This is a genomic window from Methylophaga marina (assembly GCF_030296755.1).
GTDB classification, from domain to species: domain Bacteria; phylum Pseudomonadota; class Gammaproteobacteria; order Nitrosococcales; family Methylophagaceae; genus Methylophaga; species Methylophaga marina.
In genome coordinates this window covers 2,792,231-2,815,707 of record NZ_AP027741.1, presented here as the reverse complement: position 1 = coordinate 2,815,707, position 23,477 = coordinate 2,792,231, and the positions used below count along the sequence as shown (strand labels likewise).

Annotated in this window: 19 protein-coding genes and 2 pseudogenes; 6 read left to right on the top strand and 15 right to left on the bottom strand. The window is 43.5% G+C overall.

The features are described from left to right. Position 1 precedes the first annotated feature (1 nt). From aceE to QUE24_RS14220, 5 genes are all read right to left on the bottom strand, one after another. Positions 2–2,656: a pyruvate dehydrogenase (acetyl-transferring), homodimeric type gene (aceE, locus tag QUE24_RS14240; RefSeq protein WP_286304451.1), complete on the bottom strand. Its 2,655-nt coding sequence runs from the start codon at positions 2,654–2,656 to the stop codon at positions 2–4. A 124-nt stretch (positions 2,657–2,780) separates the two neighbouring features. Continuing rightward, positions 2,781–3,452 carry a protein-methionine-sulfoxide reductase heme-binding subunit MsrQ gene (gene msrQ / locus QUE24_RS14235; protein ID WP_286304450.1) on the bottom strand — a complete coding sequence of 224 codons (672 nt, stop codon included), beginning with the start codon at positions 3,450–3,452 and terminating at the stop codon, positions 2,781–2,783. A 7-nt stretch (positions 3,453–3,459) separates the two neighbouring features. After that, positions 3,460–4,422 carry a protein-methionine-sulfoxide reductase catalytic subunit MsrP gene (gene msrP / locus QUE24_RS14230; protein WP_286304449.1) on the bottom strand — a complete coding sequence of 321 codons (963 nt, stop codon included), beginning with the start codon at positions 4,420–4,422 and terminating at the stop codon, positions 3,460–3,462. Beyond that, positions 4,423–5,055: an HvfX family Cu-binding RiPP maturation protein gene (locus QUE24_RS14225; protein WP_286304448.1), complete on the bottom strand. Its 633-nt coding sequence runs from the start codon at positions 5,053–5,055 to the stop codon at positions 4,423–4,425. 61 nt (positions 5,056–5,116) lie between these two features. Next, positions 5,117–5,440 carry an HvfA family oxazolone/thioamide-modified RiPP metallophore gene (locus QUE24_RS14220; RefSeq protein WP_286304447.1) on the bottom strand — a complete coding sequence of 108 codons (324 nt, stop codon included), beginning with the start codon at positions 5,438–5,440 and terminating at the stop codon, positions 5,117–5,119. A gap of 108 nt (positions 5,441–5,548) precedes the next feature. Here QUE24_RS14220 and QUE24_RS14215 point away from each other — a divergent pair, with 108 nt between their 5' ends. Together QUE24_RS14215 and QUE24_RS14210 are read left to right on the top strand one after the other, a co-directional pair. Then, a complete protein-coding gene (locus QUE24_RS14215; RefSeq protein ID WP_286304446.1) occupies positions 5,549–6,148 on the top strand; it encodes an RNA polymerase sigma factor in 600 nt (199 codons plus the stop codon). A gap of 3 nt (positions 6,149–6,151) precedes the next feature. Then, positions 6,152–6,394, top strand: coding sequence for an anti-sigma factor family protein (locus QUE24_RS14210; protein ID WP_286304445.1), 243 nt, complete (start codon positions 6,152–6,154; stop codon positions 6,392–6,394). Positions 6,395–6,410: 16 nt separating this feature from the next. Here QUE24_RS14210 and QUE24_RS14205 read toward each other — a convergent pair whose 3' ends face one another. From QUE24_RS14205 to QUE24_RS14170, 8 genes and pseudogenes are all read right to left on the bottom strand, one after another. Then, complete coding sequence (locus QUE24_RS14205) at positions 6,411–6,668, bottom strand: DUF1244 domain-containing protein (protein ID WP_286304444.1); 258 nt, start codon at positions 6,666–6,668, stop codon at positions 6,411–6,413. After that, complete coding sequence (locus tag QUE24_RS14200; RefSeq protein ID WP_286304443.1) at positions 6,646–8,676, bottom strand: ABC transporter ATP-binding protein; 2,031 nt, start codon at positions 8,674–8,676, stop codon at positions 6,646–6,648. Before QUE24_RS14200 ends, QUE24_RS14205 begins: the two co-directional genes overlap by 23 nt. Further along, positions 8,673–10,085 carry an ABC transporter permease gene (locus QUE24_RS14195; RefSeq protein WP_286304442.1) on the bottom strand — a complete coding sequence of 471 codons (1,413 nt, stop codon included), beginning with the start codon at positions 10,083–10,085 and terminating at the stop codon, positions 8,673–8,675. The genes QUE24_RS14200 and QUE24_RS14195 overlap by 4 nt, the downstream gene beginning before the upstream one ends. A 12-nt stretch (positions 10,086–10,097) precedes the next feature. Further along, on the bottom strand, positions 10,098–11,057 hold the full coding sequence (ispH, locus tag QUE24_RS14190; RefSeq protein ID WP_286304441.1) for a 4-hydroxy-3-methylbut-2-enyl diphosphate reductase: 960 nt from the start codon (positions 11,055–11,057) through the stop codon (positions 10,098–10,100). Beyond that, the gene (gene pheA / locus QUE24_RS14185) at positions 11,054–12,142 is read right to left on the bottom strand and encodes a prephenate dehydratase (RefSeq protein WP_286304440.1); all 1,089 of its coding nucleotides are present in this window, start codon (positions 12,140–12,142) and stop codon (positions 11,054–11,056) included. Before pheA ends, ispH begins: the two co-directional genes overlap by 4 nt. Positions 12,143–12,151: 9 nt before the next feature. Next, positions 12,152–13,179: pseudogene (gene serC, locus QUE24_RS14180) on the bottom strand (3-phosphoserine/phosphohydroxythreonine transaminase). Positions 13,180–13,232: 53 nt separating this feature from the next. Further along, positions 13,233–15,823: pseudogene (gene gyrA / locus QUE24_RS14175) on the bottom strand (DNA gyrase subunit A). Positions 15,824–16,108: 285 nt separating this feature from the next. After that, positions 16,109–16,756, bottom strand: a complete 648-nt coding sequence (locus tag QUE24_RS14170; RefSeq protein WP_286304439.1) for an ABC transporter — start codon at positions 16,754–16,756, stop codon at positions 16,109–16,111. Positions 16,757–16,845: 89 nt separating this feature from the next. On the opposite strand from QUE24_RS14170, the gene QUE24_RS14165 reads away from it, so the two are divergent. The 4 genes from QUE24_RS14165 (at position 16,846) to QUE24_RS14150 (ending at position 21,136) form a co-directional block, all read left to right on the top strand. After that, positions 16,846–17,367, top strand: coding sequence for an adenine phosphoribosyltransferase (locus QUE24_RS14165; protein ID WP_286306134.1), 522 nt, complete (start codon positions 16,846–16,848; stop codon positions 17,365–17,367). A gap of 4 nt (positions 17,368–17,371) precedes the next feature. Then, positions 17,372–18,217, top strand: coding sequence for a flagellar protein MotY (locus QUE24_RS14160; protein ID WP_286304438.1), 846 nt, complete (start codon positions 17,372–17,374; stop codon positions 18,215–18,217). Between the two features lie 76 nt (positions 18,218–18,293). After that, positions 18,294–20,174, top strand: coding sequence for a cation:proton antiporter (locus QUE24_RS14155; RefSeq protein ID WP_286304437.1), 1,881 nt, complete (start codon positions 18,294–18,296; stop codon positions 20,172–20,174). Positions 20,175–20,245: 71 nt separating this feature from the next. Next, positions 20,246–21,136: a flagellar basal body-associated FliL family protein gene (locus QUE24_RS14150; protein ID WP_286304436.1), complete on the top strand. Its 891-nt coding sequence runs from the start codon at positions 20,246–20,248 to the stop codon at positions 21,134–21,136. Positions 21,137–21,139: 3 nt separating this feature from the next. Here QUE24_RS14150 and thiE read toward each other — a convergent pair whose 3' ends face one another. Both thiE and QUE24_RS14140 read right to left on the bottom strand, forming a co-directional pair. Continuing rightward, positions 21,140–22,591, bottom strand: coding sequence for a thiamine phosphate synthase (thiE, locus tag QUE24_RS14145; RefSeq protein ID WP_286304435.1), 1,452 nt, complete (start codon positions 22,589–22,591; stop codon positions 21,140–21,142). An 87-nt stretch (positions 22,592–22,678) separates the two neighbouring features. After that, positions 22,679–23,476: a thiazole synthase gene (locus QUE24_RS14140; RefSeq protein ID WP_286304434.1), complete on the bottom strand. Its 798-nt coding sequence runs from the start codon at positions 23,474–23,476 to the stop codon at positions 22,679–22,681. Position 23,477 lies beyond the last annotated feature (1 nt).

Below are 23,477 nucleotides of genomic sequence, written 5' to 3'. Positions count from 1 at the left end.
TTTATGCCTTAACTGGGTTGATTGCTTCTGCATTAATCTCATACTTTTTGATTGCATCAGCAACCACGTCATATTTGATCTGACCTTCGTCGGCTAATGCATGTAGTGTTGCAACAACGACATGATAACGATCCACTTCAAAGAAACTTCTCAATGCTTCACGAGTATCGCTTCGGCCAAAACCATCCGTACCTAAAACGGTATAGCTCGCTTTAACCCACGGACGGATTTGTTCTGCATATAAACGTATGTAGTCTGTTGCAGCAACCACGACACCAGCCGCATCATCTAAGCATTCAGAAATATAGCTGCGTTTTTTCGGTGCGGTTGGGTTGAGGCGATTATGGCGTTCAACTTCCTGTCCATCTCGAACCAACTCGTTCATGCTAGTCGCACTCCACACATCAGCAGAGACTTTCCAGTCTTTTTCAAGCAGCTCTGCAGCTGCTTCCACTTCACGCAGAATAGTACCGCTACCCATAAGCTGGGCTTTAAGCTTATGTTTACCGCCAGTTTTGAGCTTATACAACCCTTTGATTATGCCTTCTTCAACGCCTTCGGGCATTTCAGGGTGTTTGTAATTTTCATTCATGGCCGTGATGTAGTAGAAAACATTTTCCTGCTTCTCATACATACGTTTCATACCATCATGAACAATCACCGCAACTTCATAGGCGTAAGTCGGATCGTAGCTGATGCAGTTTGGAATAGCATTTGCCATCAATAGGTTATGACCATCTTGATGCTGTAAACCTTCACCATTCAATGTCGTACGACCTGCAGTCCCCCCGATGAGGAAACCTTTGGCCTGAATATCACCAGCTAACCACCATAAGTCACCAACACGCTGGTAACCAAACATGGAGTAATAGATATAGAACGGCACCATGTTAACGTTGTAGTTACTGTAAGCCGTTGCAGCTGATACCCACTCAGCCATTGAACCGGCTTCGTTAATCCCTTCTTCAAGAATCTGGCCTTTGGTATCTTCACGGTACCACATGACTTTTCCTGAATCTTCGGGCTCATAACGCTGGCCAGAAGAAGAATAAATACCCACACTACGGAACAAGCCTTCCATACCAAAAGTACGGGCTTCGTCCGGCACGATTGGAACGATATTTTTACCGATTTGTTTATCACGAATCAGTGCAGTCAAGACGCGAACAAACGCCATTGTGGTTGAAAGTTCACGATCTCCGCTTGATTTCAATACAGCATCAAACAGTTTTAATTCAGGAATTTTCAGAGCAGGTGCACTGTTGTTACGTTTAGGTAAGAAACCGCCCAATTCTTTACGGCGTTCCAGTAAATATTTTTTCTCTGGGCTGTCATCCTTAAGTTTGATGAATGGGACGTTGTCTACTTCTTCATCTGTTAAAGGAATGTTGAAACGGTCACGGAACCGTTTCATTTGTTCAATTTCCAGCTTCTTCTGCTGATGCGTCGTGTTTTGACCTTCACCCGCTTCACCCATGCCATAACCTTTAACGGTTTTAGCTAAGATAACGGTAGGTTGTCCAACATGATCGACGGCACGTTTATAGGCAGCATAAATCTTTCTTGGATCGTGACCACCACGACTTAAATGCCAGATATCTTCATCTGTCATGTCAGAAACCATTTCTAACAATTCAGGGTATTTACCAAAGAAGTGTTTACGCACATAAGCACCATCTTTGGCTTTATAGTTCTGGTATTCGCCGTCAACGACTTCTTCCATTCGTTTAAGCAGTAAGCCTTTTGTATCACGAGCCAGTAACTGATCCCAGCCACTACCCCATAAAACTTTAATAACATTCCAGCCCGCACCACGGAATAAAGCTTCTAATTCTTGAACAATTTTGCCGTTACCACGTACAGGGCCATCAAGGCGCTGTAAGTTACAGTTAACGACATAGATAAGATTATCCAGCTTCTCGCGACCAGCCAAGGTAATCGCACCTAATGATTCTGGCTCATCCATCTCACCATCGCCCAGATAAGCCCAGACATGACGGCCTTCTGTTTTGACAATATCACGGTGCTGCATGTATTTCATGAAGCGAGCCTGATAGATGGCTAAAATAGGACCAAGCCCCATTGATACAGTTGGGAACTGCCAGTAGTCAGGCATTAGCCATGGATGTGGATAAGAGGACAGACCTTTACCGTCTACTTCAAAACGGAAATTTTCTAATTGTTCTTCAGTCAGTCTGCCTTCAAGGAAAGAACGCGCATAAATACCTGGAGATGAATGGCCTTGAACAAAAACCATATCAGCACCATTGCCATATTCATCACCTTTAAAGAAGTGGTTAAAGCCCACATCGTAAAGGGTGGCTGCTGATGAAAAACTCGCAATATGACCACCGACAGAACCGGGTTTCATATTAGCTTTCACTACCATCGCCATAGCATTCCAGCGAATATAAGATCTCAGCTTGTGTTCCATCGCCTGGTCACCAGGGATGCGTTCTTGCTGATCAACAGGAATCGTGTTGACGTATGCAGTGTTAGCGCTATACGGGAGGTTAATCCCAGTACGACGAGCCATATCAATGAGCTTCTCAATGATAAAGTGCGCTTTTTCCTCACCACCGGCCTCAATTACAGACTCAAGGGCGTCGAGCCATTCTTGAGTTTCCTGTGGATCGTGATCGACAAAATCAGTCATAAATACCTTCTCAAATCATAACGCGATGAATAACAGCGGAACATTGTAACAGTTTTTGTTTGAATTCATGACTCAAACCACTATATACAATGCCACTTGACACAGAATTTAAACAGAAACTTGTTTACTGACTTATGGTTAGTTCACACCACAACGTTGAGGTGTTGTATATCAGTTTGCGAAAAAAATCAGCGAGTGACCAGCTTTTTTTATTAAATGAATGTAAAAACCTGACAAAAAACAAGGCTAAAAGCAACAGTATGTAAATGACTGGTTCACGAATATCGGCCTTTACCAGCATAAGAAAATGAAGACACGACAAAGAAGCAACTAAATATGTCAGACGGTGTAACCTTTTCCAGCGTTTACCACCCAACCTTTTTATCATTTTATTAGTTGAGGTTACGACCAAGGGTAACAGCAAAATAAAACTGATGAAGCCCACAGTGATGAATGGACGTTTGATGATATCTTTCCAAATGTCATGAATATTAAAAAGTTGATCGAGACCAAGATATAACAGCATATGGACAAAGGCATAGAAAAAGGCATAGAGACCTAACATGCGTCGATATTTGACGACTGCCGTCAGACCTGTATACCAACGGATAGGTGAAACCAGCAAAGTGATTAATAAAAAACGTAATGCCCATAAGCCAGAGCTTCTGGTTAATGTCTCAACTGGATTAGCACCAAGGTTCTCAGTAAAGAGTCCCCAGATTAGATAAATGAGTGGCACAAGACAGATAAAAAACACTCCTGCCTTGACCATGCTTGCTTTGTTTTTTGCTGACATCTAGTTTTCAGAAATAACGTTTAAGATCCATGCCAGCATAGAGATCTGCCACTTGCTCGCCGTAACCATTAAACATCAGCGTTTTACGCTTCAAGAATTCACCGATACGGCGTTCTTTTGCCTGACTCCAACGTGGGTGGTCAACATTTGGATTCACATTTGAATAAAAGCCATATTCTCTAGCATTAGCTTTCATCCATGCCGTCTGAGGCATTTTTTCTACAAACCGTATACGCACAATCGATTTAATGCTTTTAAAACCGTATTTCCAAGGCACAACTAATCGAATTGGTGCCCCATTTTGTCCTAATAACTCTTTGCCATAGAGCCCCACTGACAAGAGTGTAAGAGGATTCATTGCTTCATCAATGCGTAAGCCTTCTACATAAGGCCAGTCAAGCACAGCGCGTCGCTGCCCCGGCATTTGTTCTGGGTCATATAATGTCGTGAATTCAACAAATTTTGCATTCGCATTTGGCTGCGCTTTTTTTAGCAAATCAGCCAGCGGAAAACCAATCCATGGAATCACCATAGACCACCCCTCCACACAGCGCATTCGATATATTCGTTCTTCTAAAGAGAAGGGTTTAATCAATTCATCGTAATCGTATGTACCAGGTTTTTCACACTCACCATCTATAACCACTTTCCATGACTCAAACTTATCTGGAAAAGCGGTCGCATTCAGTGCGGGATCCGTTTTTGATGTGCCAAACTCATAGAAATTGTTATATGTCGTGATTGACTCAAAATCCGTTTTTTCTTCTTCTGTAGAAAAAGGACTATTACTCAAGCCTTTGAAAAGTTGAGTCGGATTATCTTCGGTCGCAGCTAACGCCATTGATGGAAATGCACTGGCTAGACCAATCGATATGCTGGTATTGAGAAACTGTCGACGGTTTTGATAAATATCAAAGTCAGTGACTTCTGATTCAGCTATTTCCCAGGATTTTTGTTTTCTAAAAAACATTTACTTACCCTCCTCGCTCGGCTGACAGTATTGGCTTATCCAGTAATCAACACTGAAGTACTTACCAGCCCCGATAAAAAACAACACTAGCAACATCAGGAAATAGGTGGCGGCAAATTCAATACCATTATTAAGCACAACGAAATTACCATGTTGTGTTAACCAGTCGTAATGCCCATATTCCTGCAAAATCTCTTTCGCCTTGTGAAGACGCTCTATAGCTTCATTGACATCATTTGATGCAAAAGGACTCATCGTGTCATGTATTGCCTGCCAACCGTTTTGCCAATGGACAGTGACAGCAGCGACAATCATAGTAAACATTAACGGTAGTGTGACTAAGCGAATGCCCAAGCCCAGAATGAGAAAAATTGCACCAAAGTATTCCGCTCCCCAGGCCAGATAAGCCATCAATTCAGGAAAAGGTAACCCCAATCCCCAATCAGGATTCGCAAACCAAGCGATTGTGCTATTCAGAGAGCTATCAGCATCAAACGGATTCCATTTGTTGTTGGCAGCCACCCAAAAAACAGGCGCGAGATACACACGTAATAATAGTGGTGCCATAAAATCGACGGCACGCGTTTTATTTAAGCTGGTTGAGACACCATGATAAATATGACAGATAGACATACCTGTTCTCCTTAATAAATAAGGGCTCAAAGAGCCCTTATTTAGAAACTGCCAGTGTATTTTAGTGATTACCACCACAGCTGGCTTCATGTGCTTTTTTATCTGCACCGCATTTGGCTTCTTCAGCTTTTTTATCGCCACCGCATTTAGCTTCTTTTGCTTTTTTATCCGCGCCACATTTGGCTTCTTCAGCTTTTTTATCACCACCACACTTTGCTTCACCACATTTCGCTTCGTCTGCATGATGTTCAGCAAGTTGCATATAACCACTCGAAAGTTCTGTTGAAGAGAATGGGTTGCTGTCGGCACTGGCTAAAGATGGTGACAAAGCCATACCTGCTGCTAATGTGGCTATAGCGACTGATGATTTATTTAAGGTTGCCATGATGATTACTTCCTTCTATTGTTATTAAAAAAATAAACGGGCATTGTTGTCCGTCTTGCATAGTAGACGAGCCTCACGAAGGATTGTTACAAACATAATGAAAAAAATGTGAAGCATAGTCCAACACAAGAGCGCCTCTTAATTCAGCAGTTGATAGAGGGTGAAGCTAAAGCGTTTGACTATGTTGTATCTGAATACCATGGCTTAATGCTCACGACTGCCAGAGCTATTGTGGGTGAAGCGTTCGCTGATGAGATTGTTCAAGATGCCTGGCTGTCAGCCATCAAAGCATTACCAAACTTCGAGGCACGTTCCAGCTTAAAAACTTGGCTTTTGCAAATCACCAGTAATGCTGCCAAGACTCGGTTCAAGCGAGAGCAACGACAAGTTTCTCTGGATGAAGGCTGGGAATCAGTCCCTCGAGATAAATTTGATCAACGAGGCCATCGCTTAGATGATGTTTTACCCTGGGAACAGGAGACACCTGATGCCCTTCTTGAAAACGAACAACTAAAAGAACTGATTGAAACAAGCTTTCGTCAATTACCCGCAAACCAGCGTGCTTTGTTAACTATGTATGATATGGAGGGCTTATCAATGTCAGAGATCTGTAACATTCTGGATATCAGTTCGTCTAATGCTAGAGTGCTCTTGCATCGGGCCCGCACGACCATACACCACAAAATCGAAGAATACCGAGGAAGATAACAGATGTTTCAATGTAAAGATGTGGCAGAAGAAGCCAGTAATTATCTTGAAGGTGATCTGCCTATTAGAAAGCGACTCGGTCTATTTTTACACCTGCTTGTCTGTAGTTGCTGCCGAAATTATCTACAACAACTTCGTCAGACCATTTCGACTGTTGCCACACTTCGACCAACAGAAGAAGATGCTACAGATACCAAAGCGCTGGCAGAAAAGCTGCGAACATTATCTGAGTCAAAGCCCAGATAAGCGCGCATTTCATCCATTATTTTTTTGGGCCTGTCTGATATCTGTCCTTCCATTCACTATATGGCATGCCATAAATATGCTCACGCGCTTGATCGTAATCCATATCAATGTGCTTTTCCTCTGCTGCAGCCAGATACCACTTTGATAAACAATTCCGGCAAAATCCTGCCAGATTCATTAAATCAATGTTTTGTACATCGGTATTTTCACGCAGATGTTCAAGTAAACGTCTGAACGCGGCGGCTTCAAGTTCAGTTTGTGTTTGCTGATCCATAATTTTCCTCAAATAAAAAACATTTCACATGATGTGTTGGACTGAGCGGCGTTGAGTCAGGATATAGCTCCAAACATATAGGCATAGCATGTGGACAGCGCTGATGAAAGTGACAGCCTTTAGGTGGATTCGCTGGCGAAGGCAGTTCACCATCAAGTTGATGAGCGACCACCACATTCTCATCTGCATGAATTCTGGGAACCGCTGCAAGTAATGCCTGAGTGTATGGGTGCTTTGGATTATTTAACACTTCATCCCGTGTGCCCTGCTCAACAATGCGGCCAAGATACATTACTGCCACACGATGAGCCAAATAATCTACCACACTGATGTTATGGGTTATAAATAAAAATGATAATCCAAACTCATGCTGAATATCTCTTAGTAAATTTAATATCTGTGCCTGAACAGATACATCCAGTGCACTCGTGGGTTCATCACAGATAATTAATTCTGGTTCAGCGGCTAATGCTCTTGCTATACATATTCGTTGGCGCTGACCACCTGAAAACTCATGTGGATAACGATGTTTGATATCTGTCCTCAATCCCACTCGAAGCAGTAATTCATCCACTTTTGCTTCCTGCAACGCAGGATCTTTAATTGAAGATGTCAGCATCCCCTCTTTGATGACATTGTTAATGGTCATTCGCGGGTTCATTGACGCAAAAGGATCTTGAAAGATAATCTGCATAGAAGCGCGAGCTGAACGTAAGGCTTTAGATGACAATCGATTAAGCGTTTGTTTCTGAAAAATAACATTGCCAGAGGTGACAGGCACGAGTTGCAATATTCCTTTGCCAACTGTAGTTTTGCCACAGCCAGACTCGCCAACTAATGCCAACGTTTCAGCAGAACGAAGCTCGAAGCTTAAGCCATCAACCGCCTTCACTGCACCAATAGTCCGTTGGAACAATCCTTTTTTGATAGGAAAGTGAACTTTTAAGTCGTTGACTTGCAGTATCGCATTATCTGCTGGCACAACCTGTGAAAGCTTTGAGCTATGGAAAGACTGTTGATGGGCTTTTTGCTCAGCATGGACATCACTATCATATAAATGACAGCGAACACCATGTGCCTCATTACTTATCCAACGTGGTTCAACTTCATGACAGTCATCCCAAGCCAGCTCACAACGTTCAGCAAAACGACAAGCATGAAACTGGCGATTTAATGGCGGCACGCTTCCTTGTATCACCGTGAGTTTTTCTTCCCGCTTCTGCTTTGAGGGAATAGCCTGAAAAAGCTTTTGAGTGTATGGATGTTGAGTATTATTAAAGAATTGTGTTCGGCTGGCTGATTCGACAATTTGCCCGGCATACATCACGGCTACATGATCGGCCATCTGAGCAACAACACCTAAGTCATGCGTAATCAGTAGAATGGCCATACCTGTTTTCTGCTGAATAGCTTTCAGCAAATCAAGTATTTGAGCCTGAATGGTCACATCTAAGGCGGTTGTTGGTTCATCTGCAATCAATAACTCAGGTTCACCGGCAAGCGCCATAGCAATCATCACGCGTTGTTTCATGCCACCAGACAACTGATGAGGGTAAGCATTGATGCGTTCATTAGGATCAGGAATACCTACCGATCCAAGTAAGTCTATCGTTTTGTGATGAATCGCTTCCTTATCAAGATTGAAGTGCCATTTAAATACTTCAGCAATCTGCTGTCCTACAGTGAGAACAGGATTTAGTGAACTTTGGGGTTCTTGAAAAATCATGGCTATTCTACGACCACGAATTTTTTCCATTTCTGCTTCAGAAAGAGAAAGAATATTTTGTCCACCCAAACGGACCTCGCCAGCCACAATGTGGCTGGCTGGATAAGGGTTCAACCTCAGAAGAGACAATGCTGTCATGGATTTGCCACAGCCAGACTCTCCCACTAGCGCATAGGTTTGACCTTTCTCAATACAAAAATCCACCCCATCAACCGCTCGGTATGGCGCCTTATCATTTCCAAACCATGTTTTTAATGCTTTGACTTCTAGTAATGCGCTCATAATGTACCTTGCATTCTAGGATCAAATGCATCGCGAACAACATCTGCAAACAAGTTCGCAGCAAGCACCAACACAAACATTGAAATAAATGCTGCAGTTAGAGACCACCAGACGACAGGTTCTCTTGCCATTTCAAGGCGTGCACTATTAATCATATTGCCCCAGCTAATCATGGAAGGGTCGACACCAACACCAACATAAGAAAGCACGGCTTCCGCCAGAACCAAGCCACTAAAGTCTAAGACCACGGCAATAAGTACTAAATGCATCAAGTTCGGCAAAATATGTTTACGTAGAATACTAAAACTCCCCGCCCCTAAAGCACGAGATGCCATGACGTATTCTGCTTCACGTAACTTAAGTGTTTCTGCTCGTAGAATTCGACACAGACCAGTCCAACTGGTCATGCCCAAAATAATGCATAAAAACAACAGCCGAATATCTGCACGCTCAGCAATGGTTTTAAAGTTCTCAGGATGATTATTCATATAAACCTGAAGAATTAATACGGCTGCAGCAATCAGTAATACACCTGGGATGGAGTTCAAAGTGGTGTAAATATATTGAATAAGATCGTCTATCCAGCCTCGGAAATAACCTGCGGCAATGCCCAGCATAATGGCCATAGGCAACATCACCAAGGTAGTTAACGTCCCAATCACTAAGCCTGTACGGATACTCTTTAAGGACTGGTATAAAACATCCTGTCCCACTTTATCCGTACCAAACACATGATAGTTCTGACTCAGTAAAGCTAAGTTACAGATGAGTAATAAAAGACAAAAAGCGGTGAAATAAAAAGTATGAAGTGGATAGTCGGAGTGATTGAGAAAGATGCGTTTGGTTTGCGGGAAGATCTGGCTTACATGAGCACGCGAGGCAATGGCAGTATGACAAACATAAATCAGAAACAGCAATAACAGGCTTAACAGACTGGCTTTTAAAATTGTTTGGTAAATATCAGATGTTTTGTGATCAGAACTTGCTAAATGGGCAGCGCCATATTTCAATTTCGGATAATCATAGTTAATGGAACCATCATCCATCGTCTGTATTTCTTTAACAAACAAACGATCAGCAAAAGGCGCTGAATAGGTTTTTTCTAATTGTTGTTTCAGTGGTAAAACAAGCCAATCAAATACACTGAATACTTCTGATGAATAATAAACTTCTTTTGCGTTCTTTGTTGCGTCTAATGCCGGACGATAATGTAAAGAGTCCAGCAGGCCAACGATGATATACACACCGAGGATCATAACGGAAATCATGCCTCGCTTGCGCTTTATTACTGATTTCCAGGGCGTACTTAAATGAGGCTGTGTTCTTATATAAAAGGCTGCTACAGCAATAACGGCTACCAGCAGGAAGATGAGAATGTCTGTCCAAAGAAATACGGGCAAAAACGACATGGTCGGCCTTGTTTATTTTTTCAGACTTGATGTATCAATCTTTAGTTCTCGTGGTAATGAGAATTCAATGTTCTCTTTTAAACCGTCATCTTCGTATGACGAATCAACACCTAAGTCACGTAATTTTTCAACAACTTGGTTGACGAGTATTTCTGGTGCTGATGCACCTGCCGTCAAACCAATTCGATTTTTATCTACAAGCCATTGTGGATCTATTTGATCGGCATTGTCTATTAAAAAAGCAGGCGTGCCTAACTTCTCTGATAATTCACGTAAACGATTCGAGTTAGAGCTATTTACCGAGCCTACCACTAAAACAAGATCACACTCGTTTGCGAGTTTTTTCACGGCATCTTGTCTGTTTTGTGTGGCATAGCAAATATCATCTTTGCTTGGGCCGATAATGTCGGGAAAGTGTTGACGCAGAGCATCAATCACAACCGAGGTATCATCAACAGAAAGTGTGGTTTGGGTAACAAAGGCCAGTTGCTGTGGATTTTTGACTTTTAGTCTGGCGACATCTTCAGGCGACTCAACTAAGTACATGCCGCCTTCTGTTGATGTGTATTGGCCCATAGTCCCTTCTACTTCGGGGTGTCCTGCATGACCAATCAGAATACATTCCATATTCTGTTTTTCATAACGTGACACTTCCATATGCACTTTAGTCACTAAAGGACAAGTCGCATCAAACACTTTTAGATCACGCTTTTTCCCCTCACTCTGCACCTTTTTCGATACGCCGTGAGCACTAAAAATCAAGGTACTTCCGTCGGGGACCTCATCCACTTCTTCGACAAAAATAGCGCCTTTGTCTCTAAGACCATCGACCACAAAGCGATTATGAACCACTTCATGACGCACATAAACGGGGGCACCAAACAACTCCAGTGCGCGCTCTACGATATCTATTGCTCTATCGACACCGGCACAAAAGCCACGTGGATTGGCGAGGATAAGTTCTTTGCTCATAATACTGCCTTTGGATAAGAACCTAAAATGCGAAACATGGATGACTCATTCTCTAATAGAGTCAACGCTGATGCTACTGCTGGCTCGTCAATATGTCCTTCAATATCAATAAAAAAAACATATTCCCAAATACCTTTTCTCGAGGGTCTCGACTCGATACGGGTCATGCTGATGCTGTAATCCGCTAATGGTTTTAACAGAGTCTGCAAAGCGCCAGGTTTATTCTTGGTCGCAACTAAAAGCGCTGTTTTATCAACACCTGAAGGTCCAACATTCTGTGATCCAATCACCAAAAAGCGCGTCGTGTTATCGACCTCATCTTCGATATTACTGGCTAAAATGGATAAACCATAAATATCTGCTGCACGATTCGCAGCAATAGCGGCAGTATTTTGAGGTTCTGCTGCAACACGCTTGGCAGCTTCGGAATTACTGTTGAGCGGTATCAACTCAGCCTCAGGTAGTTGCTCCATCAGCCATTGGCGACACTGCGCGATGGCTTGAGGATGAGCATAAACTTTGTTTATATCTTCGAGCCGCTTCTCTTTACTGAGTAAATAATGGTGTATGCGTAATGTGACTTCACCATTAATTTTTAACGGTGAGGAAATAAACCGGTCTAAGGTATGCGAGACCATACCTTCGGTTGAATTTTCTACTGGCACTACGCCGTAACAGGCATGCGAGGTTTCAACAGCATGAAAAACATCGGCAATGGTACTCATCGGATGAAGCTCAACGCTGCCACCAAACTGTTTTTGAGCCGCCGCTTGAGTAAAAGAGCCTTCAGGACCGAGATAAGCCACTTGTAAAGGTTTTTCAGCTGCCAGACATGCAGACATGATTTCACGAAATAATCTGGCCACCTCAGCAGAAGCTAATGGGCCCTCATTCCGTTCCATCACCGTTCTTAGCACCATCGCTTCGCGTTCAGGACGATAAAAGTCGGCCTGTTCACCACTATCTATTTTTATCCGGGCAACTTCCTGAGCCATCGCAGCTCGGTCATTCAGCAATTGCTGGATTTTTAAATCGATATCATCAATTTTTTGACGAATATTGGCTAAGGCTTCTTTTTCATTCATTGGCAATAATTACCCGTGCTTACGCTCAAATTCATTCATGAAACTGATCAGTGCATCGACACCCGCCTCTGGCATAGCGTTGTATATGCTTGCACGCATACCACCCAAGTCTCGATGACCTTTGAGTGTCAGTAACTTGTGTTCTGCGGCTTGCTGCAAAAACAGTTTATCAAGCTTATCATCTGCCAATGTAAAGGGGACATTCATCCACGAACGATATCGAATATCGACAGGATTACTGTAAAAGTCACTTCCATCAATGGTGGCATATAGCTTAGCTGCTTTACGTTTGTTTAGTGCAGCCATTGCCTCTAATCCACCCTGCTGCTTCAACCAGTCAAAAACTAAACCAGCTAAATACCAGCTATATGTGGCTGGTGTGTTAAACATTGATCCGTTATCGGCATGGGTTTTGTAGTTGAGCATAGTTGGTGTACCAGGCAATACATCACCCAGTAAATCCTTGCGAATAATGACAATGCACAAACCAGCGGGACCAATGTTTTTCTGTGCGCCTGCGTAGATCATACCGAATTGCGACACATCAATCGGACGCGACAAAATGGTCGATGACAAGTCAGCGACTAACGCTACATCTCCAACATCAGGAATCTCCGCAAACTCAAGTCCGTGTATGGTTTCATTAGGTGTGTAATGAACATACGCAGCCTTATCTGACAGAGTCCACTCGCTTGGGTTGGCAATTGTGGTGAAATGGTTAGCTGTTGAATCTGTAACAATATTCACATCACAAAACTGTCTAGCCTCAGCGATAGCTTTGGTAGACCACGCCCCAGTATTGAAATAGTCCGCTGTTTTTTTCCACGCAGCAGGTTCATTGGAATCATGGGGAACTGTAGCGATGCTCCGCCCTGTAAAAATAACACAGCGTAGTCATCAGAAATGTCCATTAATTCACGAAGATCAGTTTCAGCTTGCTCAGCAATGCGAGTGTATTCTGGTCCGCGATGGCTCATCTCCATCACAGACATACCTGTTCCATTCCAATCCAGCATTTCCTGCTGAGCCCGTTCCATGACGGCATCAGGCAACATCGCAGGACCAGCACTAAAATTATAAGCTCTCAAATTTATTCTTCTGTTGTTTCGTCAGTATCATCCATATCATCGATAGCTAAATCGACATCTGGGTCTTCATCTTCAATAACGCGTTCCAAACCGACGAGTTTTTCACCATTGCTGAGATTAATTAATCGAACACCTTGCGTGTTACGTCCGACCAAAGACACATCTTTCACCGGTGTTCTAACCAAAGTGCCACCATTTGTGATTAACATAATTTGATGTTCATCACAGACTTGTACAGCGCCGACCACACAGCCATTTCGTTCAGATGTCTGAATTGAAATGATGCCTTGTCCACCACGGCCTTGTACACGATATTCAGCCAGATTAGTGCGTTTACCGTAACCAAATTCGGTCGCCGTTAGAATGGCACCGTCTTCTTCAGCAATAATCAGAGAAATAATTTTCTCATCATCGCCGATACGCATACCACGTACACCACGAGAAACACGTCCCATTGAGCGGACATCTGTTTCAGCAAACCGGATAACCTTACCGGTATTACTAAATAACATCACATCAGAATGTCCATTAGTGACAGCCACATCGATCAACTGGTCGTCTTCTTTCAGATCTACGGCGATAATGCCGTTTGCACGCGGGCGTGAATAATCTACCAGAGGTGTTTTCTTAACCGTACCTGACGCTGTCGCCATGAAAATAAACTTATCCGCTTCAAACTCACGAATAGGTAGAACAGCATTAATCTTCTCACCTTCTTCTAACGGTAATAAGTTAATGATGGGTTTACCCCGTGAAGCGCGGCTTCCTTGTGGCAGTTCATAGACTTTTTCCAATACACTTTACCGGCGCTGGAGAAACATAAAAGCGTGTCATGTGTATTGGCAATAAACAAATGCTCAATGAAATCTTCATCTTTCATGGCAGTCGCCGCTTTACCTTTACCACCACGCTTTTGTGCCTGATACGTATCAAGCTGCTGGGTTTTGGCATAACCAGCATGTGATAGCGTCACTACCATTTCTTCTTCGGTAATTAAATCTTCAAGCGTTAGATCAAGATGATTGGCCAGAATTTCTGTACGACGCTCATCACCGTATTCGGCATTAATAGCAACTAACTCTTCACGAATCACCGCCATCAAATTATCCGGATCACTCAAAATAGCTAACAACTCTGCAATGACCTCCAGAACTTCTCGGTACTCTTGCAGAATCTTATCTTGTTCCAGACCTGTTAGGCGGTGTAAGCGCATATCCAAAATAGCTTGTGCCTGGACTGGCGATAGGTGATAGAGATTGTTCACTAAGCCATATTGTTCAGCCAGATCCTCTGGACGAGAAGCTTCTGCGCCAGCAGCACCTAACATCTCCAGAATCATGCCTGAAGCCCAGCCTTTTGCTAACAGAGCTTCTTTTGCTTCAGCAGGGTTGGGAGAAGCTTTAATAAGCTCGATAACTTCATCAATATTGGCTAATGCGGTTGCCAGACCTTCTAATACGTGTGCACGCTCACGCGCTTTTCTGAGATCATAAATCGAGCGACGTGTCACGACTTCACGACGGTGGCGAATGAAGGCATCCAGAATTTCTTTCAGGTTAAGCGTACGAGGCTGTCCATCAACAATCGCAACCATGTTGATGCCGAATACAGTTTGCATCTGTGTCTGCTGATACAGATTGTTAAGGATGACCTCAGGGACTTCACCACGCTTAAGGACAATCACCATGCGCATACCGTCTTTGTCAGACTCATCGCGCAATGCCGAGATCCCTTCAATTTTTTTATCTTTAACAAGCTCGGCGATTTTTTCTAATAATCGGGCTTTGTTGACCTGGTAAGGCAGTTCTTTAACAACAATACTTTGTTGACCTGAAGCCTCATTGGTCTCAATGTCAGCACGCGCACGAATGTGTACTCGGCCACGACCAGTTTGATAGGCTTCAGCAATACCACGAGCCCCATTAATGATGCCCGAAGTCGGGAAATCAGGCCCCGGTACATATTCCATTAACTCATGTGTTGTGACATCTGGATTGTCGATAATAGCAATACAGGCATTCAGAATTTCTGTGAGGTTGTGAGGCGGAATATTGGTTGCCATACCCACCGCAATACCAGAAGAACCGTTGACCAGAAGTGCTGGAATTTTTGTTGGTAGTACCGCAGGCTCTGACTCTGACTCATCATAGTTGGGAACAAAGTCAACAGTTTCTTTTTCAAGATCGGCCAGCATTTCATGAGCAATTTTTGCCATGCGTACTTCGGTGTAACGCATCGCTGCCGGAGGGTCACCATCCACTGAACCAAAGTTACCTTGCCCATCGACCAGCATGTATCGCATGGAAAATGGCTGAGCCATACGTACCATGGTGTCATAAACAGCCGTATCACCATGAGGGTGATATTTACCGATAACATCACCGACAATACGGGCAGACTTTTTATATGGGCTGTTCCAGCTATTACCTAGCTCTCTCATCGCGTAGAGAACACGACGATGAACAGGTTTTAATCCATCACGAACATCCGGTAGCGCACGTCCCACGATAACGCTCATCGCGTAGTCAAGGTACGACTGCTTCATCTCGGTTTCGATACCTATCGAATCCAGTTCTAAGGCAATTTCACTCATTTATTGACCGTCCAAATAAAGCATAAGGCTACAAATGCTGTTGCTCAGTATGATTATTCTGAACACATTTGTAGCGTAGCCAGTTCTACATAGTATGGTTTACCAACCAGCTTCAGAAGAGGAAACCAGTCGAAAGAATTCCAGCCACAACGTTGAGAAAAACACCAACTTCTTCGTCGTGCTCTGGAAAACACACTCACGCCAGAATCCGGGTAAACGTGTCTAAACCACCAAACCTCTTATCCTACCACTAAAGCCTATATCCTGCACGCTAAAGTCAAGATGCTACCTAGCATCTACTTTTGAAAAATATGCGCTTAAATCCTGCTCTAAAGTCGTTAGAAGTTCTTCGGTTCCTTGTTTCCAGCCAGTAACAACATGACTCGGGGTGGCTTGTTCAATGTCGACATCCACGCGTAACCCTGTCTGAAATAACAATTTTTCCGGGTTGTCGGCAGGTGACATAAAGAACTGCATTTCAATGACTGATTGTGGAGAATAGGCAGGACGTTTTTCGCCGTAAAAAGCCGTGACCGCGGCATCCATCACAAAATCCGCGGGTATAGAATCATCTGTAACCACATGACTGAATTGACCACTTTTTTGTAACCAGCGTTTAACGATATTGGTGAACATCACCTCAGGGTCAACCAGAAACTGATGAGGCTCAATAGCTTTATATTCATTTTCACCGATTCGAAAGATTAAGGTTTTACTTCTGAAATGAGGTACAACACGGACTGGCTTCAGCAGTAATACACGCTCTGCTGGGAAGTCAGAGGCTATATCCGTGCGGTCTACGTCCAGTGCATAATATCGCGGTGTCATGTCGACATCTTTTTCTTCACCACCCCAGCTAAAGCACGAGCTTAAAAACAGTGATGACAACATAATAAAAACAGAAAAAATCAATCGTGAGTGTAAAGTCAACATACTTCCTTTTGGGTTAATTTGTTGTGTCATTAAAAACCGGGCAATGACTGCCGATATAATAGACGCTAATCACCTTTTCGCTCAATGAGATTATTATGGAAAAGCTAAAAGCTAAAATCAGAGATGTTAATGACTTTCCTTCACCAGGCATCGTGTTCAAAGACATCACCCCTCTGGTACAGGACCCCATCTTGTTGAGAGAATGTGTAGCAGCATTAATTCAACCATACAAGGGAAAGGCGATAACCGCTGTCGCAGGAATGGAAGCAAGAGGCTTTATTTTTGGTTCATTAGCAGCATGGGAATTGGGTGTTGGATTTATTCCACTGCGTAAGCCAGGTAAATTACCTTACGATGTTCAACGTATCGACTATGATCTTGAATATGGTTCAGCTGCTCTGGAAGCACATATCGACGCAATTAAAGCTGGCGATAAAATACTAGTCATAGATGATGTCCTGGCCACAGGGGGTACGGCACGAGCCAGCTGTGAACTTATACAAAACTTAGGGGGCGAGGTGGTTGCCTGTGCCTTTGTCATGGAGCTTGGTTTTTTGCATGGTCGTGATGTCCTAGCCCCATACCCTATCCACACTCTAATAAGCTATTAAGATTATGTTGAAACTCTTTATCGCCGCACTCTTAGTCTCGTCACCTTTATTTGCTGAAGAATTTCAGGCCCCCGTTACCGATACAAATTGGCAAGTCATTGAATCACCGCTTGAGTGTTCATTAATGCAAACCATTCCCAGTTTTGGCAAAGCCGGTTTTTATAGACGAAATGGACAACCATTACAACTGACGTTTGATACCGATAATCAACCTGCTGAAAATAGTCATGTGTCATTTGAAATGTCTGCAGCGCCGTGGCAGAACACTGAGGAGTTTGACACTTTAAAGCGTATACCCACCTCTTCAGGACAAAGACAATTCCAAATCGAAGGGCCCCTGGCACAACAAGCACTGGTAAAAATGCAGGATGGCCGATTTCCTATCATTCGTTACCGTTCTCAAGCATACGCTGATGAGATCACTGTAAAGTTATCCACTATTAAGTTCAGTGACTCATTACCAGCGTTTCAGCAGTGTTTAAACAACCTCTACCCAGATAGTTTTTCTGACATCAGAAAACTGACTGTTTATTTTGAGTCGGAAAGGACCAATTTAGACAAAGCTTCTCTTCAAGCACTCACTCGTGTAGCAGAGTACGTAAAAGTGGATGACAGTGTCAGTCAAATCACTATCACCAGTCACACTGACAGTTTTGGTCGCAAACGTTTAAATGTCCCACTTTCAGAGGCAAGAGCAAAAACCATACGAGACTTTTTTGTCGGCCAATATGAGATACCGGCAGAAAAAATTATCATGCGGTCGTTTGTCGATCATGATCCCGCAGCTACGAATAAAACCGCTAAAGGGCGTGCTTACAATCGTCGCGCTGAAATCGAATTAATCCGGTGAAAGGCTTTTCGGCGAAGCCAATTAGTGTCACCATTACATTCCGTTTAATCGTGCTCCAGTGAGCTAAAGGAAGAGAATGAATCACGAAGCAGTCATGGCACTGTCAGTCATTGGAATTATCGCCATTGTATGTCAATGGCTAGCTTGGTGGATAAAACTGCCTGCCATCGTCCTGTTACTGATCGCGGGTATTGTTCTGGGACCTGTGACAGGTTGGTTGGATCCCGAGGCATTATTCGGTGACCTGCTCTTCCCTACTGTCTCACTTGCTGTTGCTGTCATCCTGTTCGAAGGAAGCCTGACCCTCAAATTTGAAGAAATTCGAGGACTTCAAAAAGTCGTCCGCAATATTTTGACGCTGGGTGTGATGATCACCTGGTCTGCCATCGCCATCGCGACCCATCTTTTATTAGATTTCCCCTGGGCTCTGGCTATTTTATTCGGTGCCATTATGGTCGTAACAGGTCCCACTGTTATCGTCCCTATGCTCAGGACTGTGCGTCCCAATGCCAAAATCTCTAATATTTTACGTTGGGAAGGTATTGTTATCGATCCATTAGGTGCAATTCTGGCCGTTTTAGTATTTGAAGTACTCTTATCTATCCAGCTTCAGGGGCATGCCGAAGTCGGACATACTCTCTATATGTTTGCCAAAACGATTGTAGTCGGACTCAGCATTGGTGCTATCGCTGGTTACAGTTTTGGCTTGTTATTACGCCGTCATCTATTACCTGAGTATCTGCATAATGTGGCAGCACTGGCACTGGTATTTGGTACCTTTGCTGTGTCCAACGAAATCTCTGAAGAATCAGGCTTGCTGACGGTTACCGTGCTGGGTATCTGGTTAGCCAATATGAAAAATGTTCAGGTAGAAAATATCTTAGACTTCAAAGAAGATCTGAGTATTTTCCTGATTTCTGGCTTATTTATTCTGCTGGCTGCACGCCTTAATCTGGACTCATTCACTCAATTGGGTCTGGGCGCGGTTATTTTATTTTTATTTATTCAGTTTGTTGTGCGTCCCGTCAAAGTGTTTGTCTGTTCCATCGGCTCAGACTTAACTTGGCAAGAGAAAGCGATGATTAGCTGGATTGGACCTCGTGGTATTGTAGCTGCAGCCGTTACGGCATTATTTGCTCTGCGTTTACAAGATATCGGTTACGAAAAAGCCGACTTGTTAGTACCCTTATCGTTTGCCATCATTATCGGTACAGTTCTGGTGCAAGGTGCCACAGCTAAATTTATTGCAAAACGTCTCGGTGTGGCAGAGCCAGAAGATAGTGGTTTCCTGATTGTGGGTGCCAACTCTGTCGCGCGTGTGGTGGCACAGGCACTCAATGATAACGGCTTCAGAACTCGTCTTACTGATGGTAGCTGGAGTAATGTCAAAGAGGCTCGAATGAAAGGCATGGATACTTACTACGGTAATGCCGTTTCTGAGCATGCCGATCGTCACTTGGATCTGATAGGTCTTGGCCAGATACTCGCACTGACACCACAAAGTGAACTCAACGCTTTAGCCTGTATGCGTTATAAGTCAGAATTCGGCAGCAACCGCGTTTACTTTCTATCAACAGATAAAGAAAAAGATAAGGAACGCAGTGTTGTTAAATCACGAAAAGCAATAAGTCATGACTCTCATGTCTTGTTTGGCAGTGAAATCACCTATGCCAAAATGGCCAGCCTGATTTCCCAAGGTGCCAAAATCAAACAAACTAAATTAACTGAAAACTTCAGTTTCGCTGATTACTTGCGTGAGCATGGTCGTCGTGTGACACCGTTATTTGCCTTCAATCCTCGGAAACGTCTGCGCTTTTTCACCGCAGCAGAATCATTACAGCCTGAAATGGGTTGGACTATTGTGGCCTTAGTGCAGGATGAAACTGATCTGACGCCAGCAGAAATGAGTGCACCAGAAGTTGATGGTAGTCTTGATGAAAATCGTTTACCAACATAACAAAAGAATTCAGCTTTCAGGCCGATATATCAACTAGGAACACTGAGTTGAAGTAAGGGTAAAGTTATACCATGGCTGAAGACAATAACGACATTCTTGAAGAAGAAACAGAGACACCTCCCGCATCAGACGACACACCTGAGCGAGAGGTGGCTCCTGAAGATAACGATACAGCCAAAGCCAACAGCAAAGATAAGCCATTGTTATTTGGCTTATCAAAATCACTGTTAATAAAAATAGGGATCGGTGTGGCTGCCCTCTTGCTTATCACAGGCTTAGCCCTATTTTTTCTGATGGATTCTTCAGATACAGAGGAAGAAGCAGAACCTATTTTGCTGGATGCTCCCACGGATTCAGACAATGAAGATACGGATAACCTCTCATCAGCAGATGAACAAAGCGCTGTCTTACCTGAAGTGGATATCAATCTAGAAGATGATGAAGAAGAAGGTGTGGTCTTACCGACAGTGGTAAAAAAACAAACGGATGAAAATGGCAACGTCATCCCAACAGAAAACCTTATTGACCCCATGCCAGGTGACGAGACCGCTTTGAACGAGAATACTGCTTCAAGCGAAATGGCCAACCAGCAAAATAATGAAGCGGACACATTACCATCCATCACAACGGATTCCACAGCCCCCAATATTGACGGTAGTTCACCAGACAAATTGCTGAAAGAAGTGATGGCATTACAACAACAGCTCAATAAGCAGCAGTCGACTAATCAAGAACTGATCAGGCAGATACAAGAGTTATCAAATGAAAATAAATCGCTGAAAAATGAAGATCTAACAGCAAGCAATTATGTGGCACCGGCGGCACCTTCATTCACAGATAATAATGAAGCTCAGTCAGATAACGATAAACCCATTCAGTACCAGGACTATCGTTATAGCCAGCAACACAAACTCAATATAGGGCCACAATGGGGTGAGGTTAACCCCAATGTAGACAAGTGATGATTATTGCCACATTGCTAACAATTGCTGGGTCACGTGTTGATAGTCATTTGCTTTTGTGATGGCTGTAATCATGGCCACTGAGCCCACCCCAGTTTTTCTGAGCTGCTCAGCTCTTTCAACATTAATGCCACCAATAGCCACGATGGGATAATGCCCGTTCAATAAATCAACCCACTGCTGCAGACGCTCAATACCCTGTGGCGAGAAAGGCATTTGTTTGCTGGTCGTTTCATAGATGGGACCTAAAGCAATATAACTTGGATTCACCGCCAGCGCTCTGGCAAGCTCCCAATATGAATGAGTAGAGACACCTAATCTCAAACCAGCCTCTGAAATCTGCTTTATATTCGCATCATGCAGGTCTTCCTGACCAAGGTGAACACCATAAGCGCCAGCTTCAATCGCCATTTCCCAGTGATCGTTGACGAAAAAATGAACAGGTTTGTTTGCTACCGTACTCATGGCTGACTGCAGATGCTGCTGTATTAAGTCTTGATCAGCCTCTTTCACTCTTAACTGTATCGTTTTGATACCTTCATCAACCAGCTTTTTAACCCAATCAGCACTCTCCACGACCGGATAAATACCAAGCTCAGGACAAGTTGGAAATTCCAATGTTTGACCAATCAACTCAGGCTGATAACACAATTTGGGAAAATCAACTAACGCGATATCTTGCTGGCTATGATGGATAAGCTGGTATGGCCCCACTTTGTGTGAAAGCCTTATGCCACGTGCGACATAGGCTTTGGCTAATACCATAGCATCTCGTATATCTTGTCCTGATGCTAAATGTGAAGCCAGAGATGAAGCCATAACGCATCCTGTTCCTCTTACCTGAACAGCTGTTTTTTCGTTATAGAGATAAAAATCAGCTAATGTAGAAGAAACGAAATCTATGGCCAAAGCATTGTCGCTATGCCCACCTTTAACTAAACAGACATCAACACCTTCTTGACGCAGTAGTTGTGCACCCATCTCTACACTGATATCAGGCTTTGTGAGCGCATAGAGCTCAGGCAAGTTGGGGGTCACCACCGTCACCAGAGGCAAAATCTCTTTATAGATGTAATTTTTGACATCCTCCGGTACAGTCATGCCACCACTGGTACTCCCAAGTACGGGATCAAAAATAACCGGACCGTTAAATTTATTCAGAATATCTTTGATACATTTAGCTATCTCAAGATGTGGAATTAGACCTATCTTTATCGCTTTAATATCAAAGTCTGCCTGACAATTTTCAAACTGTGCTTTCACTTTAGCAGGACTGACTAGGCCAAACTCTGTTAATCCTTCTGCACTTTGTTCTGTTAAGCCAGTAATTAATGAGAGTGGATGGCAACCATGATTCAGAACCGTCATGATATCTGCCGACATGCCAGCACAACCTTGGGGATCCAATCCTCCAATCAGTAAAACAGCCGGTTTTTGATTCTGTGTGGCGTCCACGTATTACCTCATGTGAATAATTCTTTAGAGCGCGCTTTGAAATAAGCACTCTGTATTGCTGGCATCACCTTATTTGCCGGCCGATACTTAGGCATGTTGTTGCCAAATGGGCTGATCTAAGGTGGGTGTGCTAGGTTTGGCATTGTCGCGTTTAGGCATAACACCGGCTTCATAAGCCAAACGACCGGCATTGATGGCATCAGCAAAGGCATGAGCCATTGTCTCTGGCTCAAGCGCTTCTGCAATCGCTGTATTTAACAGAATGCCATCGTAGCCTAGCTCCAGAGCTTGAACCGCGTCAGAAGGTTTACCAATGCCCGCATCAACTAATAAAGTCATTTCTGGCAAACGTTCACGTAATGTCTTTAAGGCATAAGGATTGAGTAATCCCTGACCGGTACCAATGGGTGCTCCCCAAGGCATTAATACTTCACACCCCAACTCTGCCAGTTTCTGACATAACACCAGATCATCTGTGCAGTATGGAAACACCTTAAATCCATCTTCGATTAATATTTTAGTGGCTTCAACCAAAGCAAATGGATCCGGTTGCAAATTATAGCTATCGCCCAACACTTCAAGCTTAACCCAGTCGGTATCAAATAACTCTCTGGCCATATGTGCCGTATTAACCGCTTCTTTGACGCTATAACAACCAGCTGTATTAGGCAAAAGATGGCAGTTGAGCTGCTCAATCATTTGCCAGAACTGATCCCCACTTTGTTTATCAGCAGAGGTTTGTCGTCGTAATGACACTGTAATGACTTCCGCCTGAGATGCTTTAATGGCATCGATCATCACCTTAGGTGAGGGATATAACGCCGTGCCAATAAATAATCGGCTACTGAGTGTTTGTCCATAGACTTGCCAATCAGATGCTTTCATC